The organism is Paracoccus sp. 228, from assembly GCF_000967825.1.
In the GTDB taxonomy this organism is placed as follows: domain Bacteria; phylum Pseudomonadota; class Alphaproteobacteria; order Rhodobacterales; family Rhodobacteraceae; genus Paracoccus; species Paracoccus marcusii.
This window is the reverse complement of record NZ_JYGY01000002.1, coordinates 281,506-295,212: the sequence shown is the minus strand read 5'-3', so window position 1 is coordinate 295,212 and position 13,707 is coordinate 281,506. Positions and strand designations below refer to the sequence as shown.

Here is a 13,707-nt window from a genome sequence, read left to right as displayed (position 1 = left end):
TCAAAGCGGCCTGCCGCAACGGCACGGAAGCGGCCCATTCCAAACCAAATTTAGATAGTTAGGCGACCTTCATCCCAAGCGTTTGGCGAACCGTATCCTGGGTGCCATGAATAGCAGCACCGTCGTCCAAGCTGGCTAAATGCGCCGAAAGGGAGCGAACTGATGGGGTATTGCGGCTCTCACAATGTGGATGTTACCTACCGTATATGGCGCACGAAATCTTATCGCACGTACTGTAGCTTGCATTCCAGCATTCCGTGCAGGCTTGACACTTAGAGGCAAGGAACGATGACACTTAACGATTAGCTGACTAAAGCAACTACACCTAGGCGGGGACGCAAGATTGAAAAAGTGCGCGATAGCGCGGCGGTCATTTTTCTTCGAGACGGGTACGCGGGCGCCAGCGTGTAACCGTCCGGGCTCACTGCTCTGCCGCAGATAGAGAGTGATCGATAGTGTCCGCTTAGGATAGCGGACACTCTGGGGTTATTGATGGCGGGTCGGACCAAGCGGCTTTGGACGGACGAGGAGAAGCGTTCGATCTGTTTTCAGACGACGGCAGCTGGTGTTTCGGTGGCGCAAGTCGCGCGGCGCTATGCAATGAACGCGAACATGGTGTTCAAGTGGTTCCGTGACCCACGGTATGCGCCAGACGCTGAGCAGACGGTCGATGCGGGCCTGGCGGACATCTCCTGTTTCTTACCAGTGCAGATCATCGATCAGCCATGGATCGATAACGTTGTTCCGGTCGCTGATCCTATGCCGACATCGGCAGCAGGGACGATCGATATCGATATTGCTGGCGGCCATCGGCTGCGCATCATCGGTGCCTACGATCCGGCGGCCTTGGCGTTGCTGATCCGGGGCCTGTCAGGATGATCCCGGTTCCGGTCAATACGCGTGTCTGGCTGGCCGCTGGTGTCACTGATATGCGACGCGGGTTCACGACACTGGCGGCCCAAGCCGAGCAGACGCTGAAGCAGGACCCATTTGCGGGCCACATGTTCGTCTTCCGGGGGCGGCGTGGCGATCTGATCAAGATCATCTGGTGGGATGGTCAAGGCGCATGCCTGTTCTCAAAGCGTCTGGAAAGGGGCCGGTTCGTTTGGCCATTGGCGAAGGAGGGCAAGATCGCCCTGACGGCGGCGCAATTGGCGATGCTGCTGGAGGGGATCGACTGGCGTCTGCCGCAACGCAGCTGGAAGCCGCTCAAAGCAGGGTAAATGACCCCGCGCGGTTCATCCTGGATTCCCGCGATGGCCTTGTTTTGCTATGCTGAGGCATGCTGGATTTTGCCAAATCTTTGCCGGAAGATCTCGATGAACTGCGCCGCTTCACGGCCCTTCTGCTGGCCGAGGTGAAGTCGCAGGCAATGTTGATCGAGAAGCTGCACCACCAGCTGGCCGGTCACCGCAGCCACAGGTTCGGCCCCTCGTCCGAGACGATCGATCAGCTTCAGCTGGCCCTTGAAGCCAGCGAGATCGCCGTTGCGAAGATGACCGCAAAGTTGCGCCTTCCTGATGAAGACCCGAAGGACAAACCGAAGCGTCGGCCTATCCCGGACCATATTCCACGCCAGGAGATCGAGCTGACGACCGGCGATGACGACTGCACCCATTGTTGCGGAACCCTGCGCCGCTTGGGCGAAGATATAACAGAAGAATTAGAGTATGTGCGTATGCGCCGTTCCCGTCCCATTGATTTCCACGGTTCTGGTGCGCTGACGTAGCGGCGAGTTTCGTTCTGAGGATTCAGAAGGAGACGACGATGGCGGATGGCGGGAACGGGTTTGATGGCTGCATCGAGGTTGTGCGGCGGACGCGTGGATATCGGCGCTGGCCGGACGAGGCGAAAGCGCGGATTGTGGCCGAGAGCTTTCAGCCCGGTGTTCGGGTAGTGGATATCGCTCGGCGGCACGGTTTGGACGCGCATCAGCTTTCGGATTGGCGGCGTCAGGCGCGCCAGGGGGACCTGGTTTTGCCGGCGGATGCCATGGCCGGGGTGGCCTCTCATGCTCTGCCGGCCTTTGTGCCTGTTTCAGTGGAGCCTGAGAATGTCGGTCCACCAAGAGATGCTGATCGGACATGTGGTGTCATCACGATCGAGATCCGCAACGATCTGGTGCTGCGGGTGCCGGGCGATGTTCCGGTAGAGCGGGCAGCGGCGTTGGTGCGCGCCCTGCGAGGTTCGGCATGATCGTCGCGGGACAACGCCAGCCGATCCTGATCGCGACGCGTCCGGTGGATTTCCGCTGCGGCCATCGGGCGCTGGCGCTGATCGTGCAGACCGAGCTGAAGCTTGATCCACATTCCGGGGTGACAATCGTGTTCCGTTCTAAACGCGGCGACAGGCTGAAGATTTTGGTTTGGGACGGAACAGGCCTGGTGATGGTTTACAAGGTTTTGGAGCAGGGCAGCTTTTCCTGGCCGAAGGTTCAGGACGGGACAATGCGGCTGTCGCGAGCCCAGCACGAGGCATTGTTCGAAGGTCTGGACTGGCGCCGGATCTTTGCGCAGCGGGTTGCTCCACCCATTGCAGCGGGATGATTTACTCGGCTGTTTTAGCATTGTTTTATTGGCCTTTCCTGTTTGGAGAGGCTATGAATCCGCATGTCGCAGCCCTTCGATCTCAGCCTGTTTCCAGACCTTCCGCCGGAGGTTGTGAAGGCGTTCGAGGCCGCGCAGTTCGAGCTGTCGGTGGAGCGTGCGGCGCGTCAGCATGAACAGGCGGTGGGGGCCGAGAAGGACGCCTTCATCACCGAACTGAAGGCCCTGATCGAAAAGCTGGAAGGCCAGGTCGGACAATACCGACATGCGAAGTTCGGGCCGAAATCGGAAAAGCTGGACCCTGCGCAGCTCGAGCTGGCGCTGGAGGATCTGGAAGCCGCCATCGCCGAAACCCAGGAACAGATTGTCGCGGTCGAGGCGAGGATCGTGGCCAGCGAGACCGATCCCGAGAAGAAGGTGCCGGACAAGAAGCGCAAGGCGCGCTCCTTGCCGCAGCATTTACCACGCGTCGAGCGTGTCATCGAGCCAGACAGCATTGTCTGCCCTTGCGGCTGTGGCGACATGGTCCGGATCGGGGAGGATCGGACCGAGCGGCTGGATTACATCCCGGCGCGCTATCAGGTGATCGTCTCCGTCCGCCCGAAATACGCCTGCCCCAAGGGGCGCACGGGCGTGGTTCAGGCGAGAGCTGCAGCTCATCTGCTGGAGAGCAGCTGGCCCACCGAGGCGCTCCTGGCGCAGATCGCGGTGTCCAAGCATTCCGAGCACATGCCCCTCAACCGCCAAGCCGTGGTCATGGCGCGGCACGGTGTGCCGATCGACCGATCAGTCCTCGCCGACTGGATGGGTCGGACCGGTGCGTTGATCGCCCCGGTCGTGGACCGCATGGCGGTGCTGCTGAAACAGGGCAGCACCCGGCTCTATGTCGACGAAACCACCGCCCCCGTGCTGGACCCCGGGCAAGGCAAGACGAAGACCGGCTATCTCTGGGCGGTGCTGCGCGATGACCGGGGCTGGAACGGCCCCGCACCGCCGGGGGTGGTGTTCCACTATCGCCCCGGCCGGAAGGGCGACTATGCCGATGAGATCCTGACCGGCTTCAATGGCACGATCCAGGTCGACGCTTATGGCGCCTATACCCACCTGGCCACACCAAAGCGCACGGGCGGCGATCCCTTGCGGTTGGCTTTTTGCTGGGCCCATGGACGGCGCAAGCTGATCAAGGCCAAGCCAAAGAAAGGCTCGCCCATCGTCGACGAGGCGCTGGTGCGCATCGCAGCGCTCTACAAGGTCGAGGATGTCATTCGCGGGGCGGACCCCGTTCATCGCCGGGCGGTTCGCCAGGAATTGTCCTGCCCTCTGGTGGATCAGTTTTTTGCCTGGCTGGCCGCCCAGGCCGCACGCATCTCGCGCAAATCCGACCTTGGCATGGCGCTCGCATACATGCTGCGGCGCCAGAACGGCTTCCGGCTCTTTCTCGAGGATGGCCATGTCGACATGGATTCCAACCTGGTCGAAAACGCCATCCGCAGCCCGGCCATGAACCGCCGCAACGCGCTTTTTGCCGGCCACGATGAGGGCGGCCGGTCGTGGGCACGCTTCGCCAGCCTGATCGGCACCTGCAAGATGAACGGCGTCGAACCCTATGCCTATCTGCGTGATCTCTTCACCAGGCTCGCCAACGGCCATCTCGACAAGGACATCGATGCGTTGATGCCATGGGCCTATGCCGCGACCCCAGCTCCTTACAATGAGCTCATCCGGGAGTCCCCAGTGAGCTCATTCTGAGCGCTCATGAAAACATCAGCAGAACTCACCGTCGCCGCCCGCAAGCAAAATCCCAATGGGACAGGGACGGCACATACGTATGTGCCGGGTCGGTTCATCGTGAACCGGATTGTGCGACCGCGCTTCGCCTGTTCCGGCTGCGAGGCGTTCACACAGGCAGTTTTACCGTCGCGGCCCATCGAGCGTGGCCGCCCTGGACCCGGCCTTCTAGCGCATGTGCTGGTCAACAAGTACGCCGATCACCTGCCGCTATACCGGTAAAGCCAGATCTTTGAGCGTGATGGCCTGGATCTGGACCGCTCGACCTTGGCAGACTGGGTAGGCAAGTCGACGGCGCTGCTGGAACCGCGGGCGGATGCAATCGGGCGACATGTTCTGGCCGGACAGGCGATCTTCGCGGACGACACTCCGGTGAACATGCTGGCACCAGGAACCGGCAAGACAGCCACGGCGCGGCTGTGGGCTTACGGTCGAGACGAACGATCTTGGGTTGGCGATGCACCGCCCGCCAGCTGGTATCGCTTCTCACCCGACCGGAAGGGGCAGCACCCGAAAGATCATCTGTCGGGATATCACGGCTGGATGCATGCCGACGGCTACGCCGGGTTTGAAGATCTTTACCGGACCGGCGGCATCCGCGAGGTCGCCTGCATGGCACACGTGCGGCGCAAGTTCGTCGACATCCACAGGGCCCAAGGGTCTGCCATCGCCGGCGAAGCCATCACGCGCATCGCGCAGCTCTACGCCATCGAGAAGGAAGCGCGGGGATCGCCGCCGGACAGCCGCGTCCAGATCCGACAGGTGAAGGCGAAGCCAATCTTCAACGACCTCGAAGCATGGCTGCACGTCCAGTTGCCATCCATCTCGGGCAAATCGCCTTTGGCCGTGGCCATCCGATACGCCCTGACCCGCATAAGACGGCTCCGCCCCTATCTCGATCACGGCATTCTGGAACTGGACAACAACACGGCCGAAAGGGCGATGCGATCCATCGCCATCGGCAGAAAGAACTATCTTTTCGTCGGATCGCTGACCGGCGGCCGCGCCGCCGCAATCGCATACACCCTGATCGAAACCGCCAAACTGAACGGCGTTGATCCGCAGGCCTGGCTGGCTGATACACTGGCCTGTATCCCCGACCACAAAATCACCCGCATCGACGATCTGCTGCCGTGGCATTGGCGGACCGACAAATAGAAGGACACTGTCCCGGCATGACCATCACGCGTCTGAAGATCACTCTCGAAGGCATCGAGCCCGTCGTCTCGCGGATCCTCGAGGTGCCCACCGACATCCGCCTCGATCGGCTTCATCTCGTTATCCAGGCAGCCATGGGGTGGGAGAACGCTCATCTCTACGAGTTTATGGCAGGCACGGTCCGCTGGACCTTGCCCGATCCCGCCTTCGGCAACGACGCGCTGCCAGTCGCAAAGGCCAAACTTGCTGACCTCATCGACGCTGCCGGAGCAGCCCCGATCCGTTACGTCTACGATTTTGGAGATGACTGGGCCCATGCGATTGAGGTCAACACAATCGGTGATCCCACACCCGGAAACCTCTATCCCCGACTGGTCGACATCACGGGACGATGCCCGCCCGAGGACGTCGGCGGCCTCCCGGGATACGAACACTTCCTCAAGGCAATCGGCGATAAAGCCCACCCCGAACACGAAGACCTAACAGAATGGGCGGGCGGGCCATTCGATCCAGATGTCCCCGACGCCGACGAACTCCGCTCCGAAGTCTTCAAGCTCGCAAAGAAATGGAAGCCAAAGAAAACATAGGCAGCTTCACCGGACGGTTACGCCAGCGTTGACGACATCACCCGAGAGGCGCAGGTATCCAAGGCGACGCTTTACAGCTACTTTCCCGAAAAATCGATCATGTTCCGTGCGGCCATGCAGGCTGAACTCGGTGACGCATTCGGCAAATGCCTGTTTGACGACCGCGGAGATGGTGATGCTGCCGACATCCTGCCCAAGGTCCTGACCGCTCTCGCCAATTGGTCAGTTGCCCCGCAAAGAGTGCGTCTGTTGCGCATTATCATTGCCGAACGGGTCCGCTTTCCAGAAATAGTTACAATCTATGACAGTGCTTTTGACAGGCGCATCATCAAACCACTTCAAGCGTTGATCGATATCTGGATCGACCGAGGGCAGATCGATGTCCACGACAGCGATCATTCAGCGCGTCAACTTGCGGCCATGATCATGGGTCAGGTCCAGCAGCGTGCCATGCTGACAGGTTACAGGTTCACGAAGGAGGAACTGGCGGCGTGTGGACAGGCCGCGTCTCACCTGTTTCTTTGCAGGCATACTGTCATAGACAACAAGGTTCTCTGAATACTCTAGCTCCAGCATTGGTTGCACCTTGAGCCCGGAAGAACCCGGCCAATAGGGCAAGTGCGGCAAAGCACATCACTGCCAGTCCGGCGCCAGAACCCGCCATCAGGATACCGAAAACCGGCGCACGGACAGTCTGACCCATGGCCATCGGCAAGAATCCGATCATCAGGCCGGTGGCTGGACAATCCGACAAAGCGCGCACCCCATTTTATACTTCCAAGTGACACAGACCCGAAGGCGGCTTCGTCCCGCATAGCTGCCGCCAACGTCGGGCCCGCTTCCTCGCTGACGCTGGCTTCGTCAAGCAAGTGAGCAGACCGCCTGCGATGTTGCTTTGATTTCCGGAACGGTTTGTCTGCTTATGCATTCCTGCGCATTAGAACCTTTGTCACAAGGCACCCTTCGTCATCCTAGAACCACGCGGCTATTGTCAATCCAACTGCCAGACCGAAGGCCAACCCAATCGCGATGCCCCTGAAGAACAGGCAGCAAGGGCAGGACGTGTGGAAGTACTGCATCAGTTTGGAGGTCCAATGTCCCGGAGTATCGCACCACGACGGTAAAAAAGCACGGCTGGCCCATGCCATAAAATTAGAGATCCAGTTGTCCTCCCAGTCACCCGTACCACCATCTAATGTCGCGGCTTCTGCCTCAGGTTCTTTGTTCGGGGTCTCCGGCCTGAATTTGAATGGATTGATTGCCATGAGTTACCTTGCTCAGATATTAAAAGATCACTGTACAGAACGAGGCTCTGACACAGCATGTGGATACAAGGGCATAAGCTTGCCCCTGATCATCAAGCAAGTGTCCGAGATAAGTGCGATTGCAGCGCTTGACTGTCTTTACAGGGAGCATATTTGATTACGAGGCGTTCTGTGAACGAGTACCACACTGAGCGCCGCCCGCTGCAGACAGCGCTGCCAAGCGATTTCGCAGCGCAGCACGCTTGCGGAGTTCGGATTCCGGATCAATCGCCACGCGCTCGCGTATCGTCCGGTCCCCACCATAACAGCTCGAATAACCCAGACCCAATCTGTCGGAGTCGTGCCTGAAGCCGCCAGCGCAAATGCGGAAGCCCGGCGTGTAAGCAGGCGTCGTTTCATAGGCGTAGCAACGCACGATATTTGTTTCCACCTCTTCGAGGAGCCGGGACACGTTGCGTTGTTCGGCAGATATGCTTGCGTTGCATCGCTCTGCCGGCGTGGTGCAGGAGGCAAGGCCCCCTATGATCGCATAGGTGATGAGAATTGGCGTCGGGTTCATTTAAGTAGCTCCCTGTTTGGCGCGCAAAGCCGATGTCATGGGTGAAAAGCTGCGATCGATGGAGATGTGGAGATCATCGTAGGAGATGCTAGTAAGGCACATGTCGCGCCCCGAGGTCAGAAGAAGGAAGCGGCTGCCCTGCGAAACTTCTGTCGCATACTCATGGGCCTGATAAATTCCTTATCCTTCAGATAGATCTTTCCATGAAGTTCCACCCTGTCATCGAGCACCAGGCTGACGCCCCAGCTGGCGGCCATATTCGGATCGATGCCGCCCGGCTCGCCATGACGGGTGCACATGATGCCAGGGATCCATTCCGTTACGATCACGGAGGGAAGTTCGGTCTCCAATTCCCGGGCAAGTGCCGTCGAGAAGCACCGGGCGCCGGCTTTTGACACGGCGTAGCCCAGACTCCCCTTTTGTGGATCGTCCCCGGCAAAGCTGCCGACGTTCAAGATCCTGCCCTTCTTCTGCAACAGCATCTGGGGCAGAAAGGCCTTGACGCAGTTTACCGGCCCTAGAAGGTTCGTCAGGATCTGCTTGTTGATGCGATCAGCATCTGAGGAGGCAAAATCATATCGGTCGAGGATGGCGGCGTTGTTGATGAGAATATGTACGGCGCCGATATTCCGTTGAATGTCCGCCGCAGCCTTCTGCACGTCGATTTTATCCGAAACATCGCACTTGATCGGAAAAAATGTATCGGGGAAGCATTTTTCCCCTGTTACGTGTAGCTCGCTCTCATTTCGCGCAAGACCGACAACCCGAATGCCACGTGTTGTCAGGCGATGGGAAAGCGCACGGCCCAGGCCCGCACTGGCTCCTGTGACGACAGCAAGTGGACTTTGGTCGTCATATGGCAATTAAGGAACCCCCGATGCGAAGGCGATTTGAACAGGTTCAGCGTCCGTTTGTTCCACAATTTGATTTTCGAGAATCAATAGTCAGTCATTGGATGATGAAAATCACGCGTCATCCGCGGTTGAAACAATCTGACGTTGAAATGAGAAATTTGCATTACAAGAAATGTGTATTGACGCGGAATACGCAAAGATATGAGCTGCCTCCCATCTACTTGCAATTTTGCGGCGATCTTGCATAAGAATTTACAACTCAAGCACTGTGCATTTATAAGAGGCACGGCAATATGGTTAATCCGTAAATGAATTGAGATGATGAGTTCTGTCAAAAATAAGAGGCTGGGCGGATTGCTCCCCTACTTTCCGGGAGAAGGGGTAGGTTCCAAGGGGGCCGACCGCTGCAGGGCAGAGGCGGGCACAAAGCACAAGAAACTTGCGTGTCCGCAGGCCGGAGGGATGACACTTCGACCGGCGGTACTGGCATTGGCATTGTGGAAAAGCTGCTTCTCAGGTTCTCTGCTACCAAGACGCTGGATTGCGAGGCCCGATCATATCAGATCAACTCTCACTTCCTTTTTGCGACCCCATGTTCCGAAGCGAAGCGATTGCCGGCTTCGAGTGTGGACTGGTGCATAACGGACGCCATGACCTGCTCTTAACTACCCGGCACACGCCACATGATCGAATGCACCAGCATTTCCAGGTAGCTCGCGCCCATGGCATGCTCACCGTCCGGGACGGCCTGGTTCCTGGTCACGATCCGTGGGCCCGGCTTTCGGCCGCCCGGGCAGCTGATGTTCAGGGGATCTGGGATCTGTCCCACTATCACCGAAACTCCGATCCGATCTGTTCGGCGCGGATCGCCGTGGAAGCGGCACTTGGCATTTCCGGTCAGGAGCGGCTTTGGCTGTGTCCGGTCAATGAACCGTCTCTTTATCCGGGGCTATCAGGCATGTCGTCCCATGAGGCCGCCGGCATGGCGATCACCATGGCCCGGGTTGCCCGCGATCATCACCCCAGTATCGGCATCCTGACCAACGATCCGATCACCGGGGTCGGAGACCGTCAGTTCGAAGCAACCGACGCCATCGTGTCAGCCGTCGATGTCGACGTGATCGGTGTGAACTATTATCCCCATACCGCCCGCACCGCGCTTTCAAAAGTTTTGGTCAAGACATGGAGACGGTACCGGAAACCCGTCATGGTCTCTGAAACCAGTTGGCACGATGGCCATCCTGTTCATCATCACCGCCATCCCGGGTTTCACAAAGGCCACTGGTGGCGGCACGTTCGCGAAGAAGTGGAGATTGCCAGGCGACAAGGGGTGAACGTGGTTGGTGTCTGCTGGTACCCGATCGTCGACTGCCCGCCGTGGCACACGCCCCGCGCACGCCGACGGTGGAGCCACGGACTGATCCGAAGCGACATGTCCGTCGATCCGGCTCTGGCTGCGGAACTGTTTGCATGATGGCATGACGGATGGCTTGAGAGCCCGATGCTGTTTCAGGAACAAACAAATCCCTGGGTCTGTTAATCCCCGCAAAACTCACTCACCTCGTGGCGATTTGAGATCAAGGGAAACCGTATGGTACGTTCAGAACTCGTCCGAAAGATCGCTGACGCCAACCCACATCTTGCACCCAAGGCAGCAGAGGCTGTCGTCGCGGTGATCTTCACGGAAATCGAGAGGGCATTGGCACGTGGAGACAGGGTCGAACTCAGAGGCTTCGGGGTGTTCGTCACCAGACCTCGGTGTGCACATACGGGCCGAAACCCTAAAAGCGGAACACCGCTGTCAATCCCGGCAAGACAAGTTCCCTGGTTCAGAGCGTCGAACCTGCTGCTTGATAAAATCAACGCTTAATATCCGTTAGGTACGCCAAAACTATCTCCCCACAGGCCACCAAACAATGGCAGACGGGCTATGTTGACCCAAGAGCACGCCGGGCAGCAGCCAGAAGCCGCCTCTCCTCGAACGGCTTTCGAACATTCTCCACATTCGCCAGGACAGTGACGGTCTGTAGTTGCGCAGCCTCGTAGGACGAGGAGAGGAAGAAAGGGATCTGAAGGCTTCGGAGACGTTCCGCGACTGGAGCAACCGATTGGCCCCGAAGGTTCACGTCGAGAACCGCCAGGTCCGGCCGCGCATTGTTCAGGAGTCGCAGGGCCATGTCGACCGAGGTGGCAGGCCCAAGCACATCATAGCCGTCATCCTGAAAGATAATCCGAAGGTCGATGGCAATGATAGGCTCATCTTCGACAATAAGGATGCACGGGCAATGAGCGGCATCAACAGGTGTAGCATTGTGGGGCAAACGAGCATCCTTCGTTTGCGGCGGAGAAAACATGTGAAGGCTCTTCCTCATGGAACCTTTTTCGATTCAACAGCCGAACCGAAGATGTAGGAGAATGTTCCGGTATACTTCAAGCGGCTCTGTCGGAGAAGATCGGGAGGTCTCTACAGGGTTCCGGTCATCTCATAGCGTACCCCGCTCGGGGCATAGTCCAACTGGGCTTTTCCGTCAAAATAGAAGGGCACAACACGCTCGGTCAGGCGTGTACCGAACCCCGTTCGTGTGGGCGCATCAACTGCGGGTCCTCCAACTTCCTGCCACAGGAACATGAGTGCCCGATCCACCGATACCGTCCATGATATGTGGATCCGGCCCTGCGCGCTCGACAGGGCGCCGTACTTTGTCGCATTCGTCGACAACTCGTGGAGGGCAAGCGCCAGACCCATGCTCTGCTGCGCGGTCAGCGCGGCCGTGTCCCCGCTTATCAGAAAACGATGCTCGCCATCGGCATGCGGCGCAATTGCGGCCTGCACCACCTCGTGGATGTCAGCGGTCTCCCACCTGTGCTCCGTCAGGATGTCCTGCGCGCGCCCAAGAGCATGGATCCGGTCCGCGATCAATCTCGCGGCTTCCTCAAGCGAGGTGGCGTTGCGCAGGCTTTGGGTCACCACCGCCTGGACCATGGTCAGAGTGTTCTTCATGCGATGGATCATTTCGCGCTGCACAACCCTTTGCTGGCGCTCCCAGTCCCGCCGTTCCTCAAGTAGACGTTCAGTCTGGGCGAGCTTCCGCGCGCCTTCCAGATGCTGGCCAATCAGGTCTGCAAACAGCGTGAACGTCATGATTGTCTGCGCGGATCTCAAGGAACGGGGGAGGGGATCGATGGCGCAGAGAGTGCCAAAAAATTCCCCATCCGGCAGATGAATGGGAAAAGACACGTAGCTCTGGAAGCCATACATCAGTGGTGTCTGGTGGATGCTGTACAGTTCATCCGTGGACACATTCTCGATGACCACCGGGGTAGGGAGCTGCCGGATCTCGTGACAGATCGTCGTCTCCACCGGCAGTTCGTCACCCGCAGCGAGCCCGAAATCGATCTGGTCCTTGACGGCGCAGGCAATCCAGCGGCCTTCGGTGACGCGTGCCACCGCTGCAAACCCCATGCCCGTCATCTGGCACACCACGTCGAGGATCGAGGACACCGCTGAAATGGACGCGATGATATCCACATCTGCTTGAAACTCGTCTTGCATCCCCGCGCCTTTCTATCTTCAGACACCGCCATTTCCTCACGTCCAATTTGTGAGGATGCCCGGAAACAACGATAGTCCGTAATCTCCCAAGGGCCGTGCCGGACCTGCTGTCATAACCTGCAACACCAAGCAGTCTTGTTCAGCCGCCCCTCTCGTCTGCTATCGTACTTTACAAGCGGAAGCCAAGAAGCGGTTGTGCACACGTCAGCTGAGCAGGACGTCCGGAACGCCCCGGGACGCGCCTATGCTGCGACGGCATCCTGGTTTGGACTACAGCGCCCCTGGTTCATTTTTAACCAAGCAGGCTCCCATGGAGAGTATGATAATAGCCCCGGACCAAGCCAAATCCCGCCGGCTCCACTGCGTATGGGAACATCCCCAAGCCCGAAACCGTTTTTGATCCTGAAACGAAAGGATCATCACGATGACCTATGAAAGCACTACTGATACTGCAGGCGAGATGTCCGTCTCTGCACTCTTTGACACCCAGGACGATGCACAGCGTGCCGTGGATCGGCTTCTCGTGGCTCGCGTGGACATGAGCCAGATCCGCCTGGATTCCGGCAGGACCGACACCGCGACTGAGCAAGCTGATCAAGGCAAAGGCCTCTGGGACAGTCTGGGCGATCTGTTGATGCCTGACGAGGATCGGTACAGCTATGCTGAAGGCCTGGCCCGAGGCGGTCATCTCCTGACGGTGTCTGGTCTCGCCAGCGATAAATATGACGCGGTTCTGGACATTCTGGATGACGAAGGCACCGTGAACCTCGATGAGCGTGAGGCCAGTTGGCGCAACGAGGGGTGGGGCGGCTACGAGGTCAGCCCCCATGCGATGGAACGGCAGTCTGCCACCGGCTATTCGGAGGCATCCTCAGACGAGTCGATCCCGCTCGTTCAGGAGACCCTGCGTGTCGGCAAGCGTGACACCAGTCACGGCCGTGTCCGCATTCGCGCCTATATGGTAGAAACGCCGGTCAGCGAGACGGTTGAACTGCGCGATGAGCACGTCGAGCTGGTTCAAACCCCTGTGGATCGTCCTGCCATCGTTGACGAGGACTACCGCGAGCGGACGTTTGAGGCGGAAGAACATCGGGAGGAGGCCGTCGTCTCCAAGGAAGCCCGCGTCGTTGAGGAAATCGGGCTGCGCAAGACCAGCGATACGCGGCAGGAAACAGTATCCGACACGGTTCGACATACCGAGGTCGAGGTGGACGATGAACGCTCTACCTTGGGCCACGACGATCGGGGCCGCACCCGCGAGTGATACCCCTTCAATCTGGTGTCAACGGCGGCGTAAAAACCGGCCACGCGGCGGCGCAAAACCAGGCCAGTGGCGGGGCGCCAAGCGCCATGGCGCGCGCGCTCCCCAAATAGCTGGCGCGTGCCATGGCGCTTTG

At 58.9% G+C, this 13,707-nt stretch carries 16 protein-coding genes and 2 pseudogenes; 13 read left to right on the top strand and 5 right to left on the bottom strand.

Annotated elements, in window-relative coordinates; translation table 11 throughout:
• The first annotated feature begins 492 nt into the window (after positions 1–492).
• The 10 genes and pseudogenes from SY26_RS06800 (at position 493) to SY26_RS06760 (ending at position 6,637) form a co-directional block, all read left to right on the top strand.
• Positions 493–879 (top strand): transposase, encoded by a 387-nt coding sequence (locus SY26_RS06800; RefSeq protein WP_045999894.1) that lies wholly within the window; start codon positions 493–495, stop codon positions 877–879.
• Positions 876–1,223, top strand: coding sequence for an IS66 family insertion sequence element accessory protein TnpB (tnpB, locus tag SY26_RS06795; protein ID WP_045999893.1), 348 nt, complete (start codon positions 876–878; stop codon positions 1,221–1,223). The genes SY26_RS06800 and tnpB (SY26_RS06795) overlap by 4 nt, the downstream gene beginning before the upstream one ends.
• Before the next feature lie 59 nt (positions 1,224–1,282).
• The gene (locus SY26_RS06790) at positions 1,283–1,729 is read left to right on the top strand and encodes a hypothetical protein (protein ID WP_045999892.1); all 447 of its coding nucleotides are present in this window, start codon (positions 1,283–1,285) and stop codon (positions 1,727–1,729) included.
• A 38-nt stretch (positions 1,730–1,767) separates the two neighbouring features.
• Positions 1,768–2,196, top strand: coding sequence for a transposase (locus tag SY26_RS06785; RefSeq protein ID WP_045999251.1), 429 nt, complete (start codon positions 1,768–1,770; stop codon positions 2,194–2,196).
• Positions 2,193–2,546, top strand: coding sequence for an IS66 family insertion sequence element accessory protein TnpB (gene tnpB, locus SY26_RS06780; protein WP_045999250.1), 354 nt, complete (start codon positions 2,193–2,195; stop codon positions 2,544–2,546). The genes SY26_RS06785 and tnpB (SY26_RS06780) overlap by 4 nt, the downstream gene beginning before the upstream one ends.
• Positions 2,547–2,609: 63 nt before the next feature.
• Positions 2,610–4,295: an IS66 family transposase gene (locus SY26_RS06775; RefSeq protein ID WP_045999249.1), complete on the top strand. Its 1,686-nt coding sequence runs from the start codon at positions 2,610–2,612 to the stop codon at positions 4,293–4,295.
• A gap of 6 nt (positions 4,296–4,301) precedes the next feature.
• Positions 4,302–5,492: pseudogene (locus SY26_RS06770) on the top strand (IS66 family transposase).
• 17 nt (positions 5,493–5,509) lie between these two features.
• Positions 5,510–6,079 carry a plasmid pRiA4b ORF-3 family protein gene (locus SY26_RS06765; RefSeq protein WP_045999891.1) on the top strand — a complete coding sequence of 190 codons (570 nt, stop codon included), beginning with the start codon at positions 5,510–5,512 and terminating at the stop codon, positions 6,077–6,079.
• Positions 6,080–6,109: 30 nt separating this feature from the next.
• A pseudogene (locus SY26_RS22015) lies at positions 6,110–6,178 on the top strand (TetR family transcriptional regulator); the annotation flags it as partial.
• Positions 6,179–6,637: a TetR/AcrR family transcriptional regulator C-terminal domain-containing protein gene (locus SY26_RS06760; protein WP_045999890.1), complete on the top strand. Its 459-nt coding sequence runs from the start codon at positions 6,179–6,181 to the stop codon at positions 6,635–6,637.
• 413 nt (positions 6,638–7,050) lie between these two features.
• On the opposite strand, the gene SY26_RS21845 is transcribed toward SY26_RS06760, so the two are convergent.
• From SY26_RS21845 to SY26_RS06755, 3 genes are all read right to left on the bottom strand, one after another.
• Positions 7,051–7,344 carry a hypothetical protein gene (locus SY26_RS21845; protein ID WP_157020438.1) on the bottom strand — a complete coding sequence of 98 codons (294 nt, stop codon included), beginning with the start codon at positions 7,342–7,344 and terminating at the stop codon, positions 7,051–7,053.
• Between the two features lie 157 nt (positions 7,345–7,501).
• Positions 7,502–7,903, bottom strand: coding sequence for a hypothetical protein (locus SY26_RS20350; RefSeq protein ID WP_084693733.1), 402 nt, complete (start codon positions 7,901–7,903; stop codon positions 7,502–7,504).
• 116 nt (positions 7,904–8,019) lie between these two features.
• Entirely contained in the window at positions 8,020–8,766 is a 747-nt protein-coding gene (locus tag SY26_RS06755; protein ID WP_045999889.1) for an SDR family oxidoreductase, read from the bottom strand.
• Between the two features lie 682 nt (positions 8,767–9,448).
• Between SY26_RS06755 and SY26_RS06750 the strand changes: the two genes are divergently transcribed.
• Positions 9,449–10,231, top strand: coding sequence for a glycosyl hydrolase 53 family protein (locus SY26_RS06750; protein ID WP_045999888.1), 783 nt, complete (start codon positions 9,449–9,451; stop codon positions 10,229–10,231).
• A 117-nt stretch (positions 10,232–10,348) separates the two neighbouring features.
• On the top strand, positions 10,349–10,627 hold the full coding sequence (locus tag SY26_RS20345) for an HU family DNA-binding protein (protein ID WP_045999887.1): 279 nt from the start codon (positions 10,349–10,351) through the stop codon (positions 10,625–10,627).
• 58 nt (positions 10,628–10,685) lie between these two features.
• Here SY26_RS20345 and SY26_RS06740 read toward each other — a convergent pair whose 3' ends face one another.
• Both SY26_RS06740 and SY26_RS21535 read right to left on the bottom strand, forming a co-directional pair.
• Positions 10,686–11,129, bottom strand: coding sequence for a response regulator (locus SY26_RS06740; protein WP_198143106.1), 444 nt, complete (start codon positions 11,127–11,129; stop codon positions 10,686–10,688).
• A 92-nt stretch (positions 11,130–11,221) separates the two neighbouring features.
• Entirely contained in the window at positions 11,222–12,310 is a 1,089-nt protein-coding gene (locus SY26_RS21535; protein ID WP_045999885.1) for an HWE histidine kinase domain-containing protein, read from the bottom strand.
• A gap of 424 nt (positions 12,311–12,734) precedes the next feature.
• On the opposite strand from SY26_RS21535, the gene SY26_RS06730 reads away from it, so the two are divergent.
• Complete coding sequence (locus SY26_RS06730; protein WP_052715174.1) at positions 12,735–13,574, top strand: YsnF/AvaK domain-containing protein; 840 nt, start codon at positions 12,735–12,737, stop codon at positions 13,572–13,574.
• Positions 13,575–13,707 lie beyond the last annotated feature (133 nt).

What these genes read in the sequence shown, in the direction of transcription:
- SY26_RS06800 (WP_045999894.1), top strand. Translation starts at nt 493, where the DNA reads ATGGCGGGTCGGACCAAGCGGCTTTGGACGGACGAGGAGAAGCGTTCG.
- tnpB (WP_045999893.1), top strand. Translation starts at nt 876, where the DNA reads ATGATCCCGGTTCCGGTCAATACGCGTGTCTGGCTGGCCGCTGGTGTC.
- SY26_RS06790 (WP_045999892.1), top strand. Translation starts at nt 1,283, where the DNA reads ATGCTGGATTTTGCCAAATCTTTGCCGGAAGATCTCGATGAACTGCGC.
- SY26_RS06785 (WP_045999251.1), top strand. Translation starts at nt 1,768, where the DNA reads ATGGCGGATGGCGGGAACGGGTTTGATGGCTGCATCGAGGTTGTGCGG.
- tnpB (WP_045999250.1), top strand. Translation starts at nt 2,193, where the DNA reads ATGATCGTCGCGGGACAACGCCAGCCGATCCTGATCGCGACGCGTCCG.
- SY26_RS06775 (WP_045999249.1), top strand. Translation starts at nt 2,610, where the DNA reads ATGTCGCAGCCCTTCGATCTCAGCCTGTTTCCAGACCTTCCGCCGGAG.
- SY26_RS06765 (WP_045999891.1), top strand. Translation starts at nt 5,510, where the DNA reads ATGACCATCACGCGTCTGAAGATCACTCTCGAAGGCATCGAGCCCGTC.
- SY26_RS06760 (WP_045999890.1), top strand. Translation starts at nt 6,179, where the DNA reads ATGTTCCGTGCGGCCATGCAGGCTGAACTCGGTGACGCATTCGGCAAA.
- SY26_RS21845 (WP_157020438.1), bottom strand. Translation starts at nt 7,344, where the DNA reads ATGGCAATCAATCCATTCAAATTCAGGCCGGAGACCCCGAACAAAGAA.
- SY26_RS20350 (WP_084693733.1), bottom strand. Translation starts at nt 7,903, where the DNA reads ATGAACCCGACGCCAATTCTCATCACCTATGCGATCATAGGGGGCCTT.
- SY26_RS06750 (WP_045999888.1), top strand. Translation starts at nt 9,449, where the DNA reads ATGCACCAGCATTTCCAGGTAGCTCGCGCCCATGGCATGCTCACCGTC.
- SY26_RS20345 (WP_045999887.1), top strand. Translation starts at nt 10,349, where the DNA reads ATGGTACGTTCAGAACTCGTCCGAAAGATCGCTGACGCCAACCCACAT.
- SY26_RS06740 (WP_198143106.1), bottom strand. Translation starts at nt 11,129, where the DNA reads ATGAGGAAGAGCCTTCACATGTTTTCTCCGCCGCAAACGAAGGATGCT.
- SY26_RS21535 (WP_045999885.1), bottom strand. Translation starts at nt 12,310, where the DNA reads ATGCAAGACGAGTTTCAAGCAGATGTGGATATCATCGCGTCCATTTCA.
- SY26_RS06730 (WP_052715174.1), top strand. Translation starts at nt 12,735, where the DNA reads ATGACCTATGAAAGCACTACTGATACTGCAGGCGAGATGTCCGTCTCT.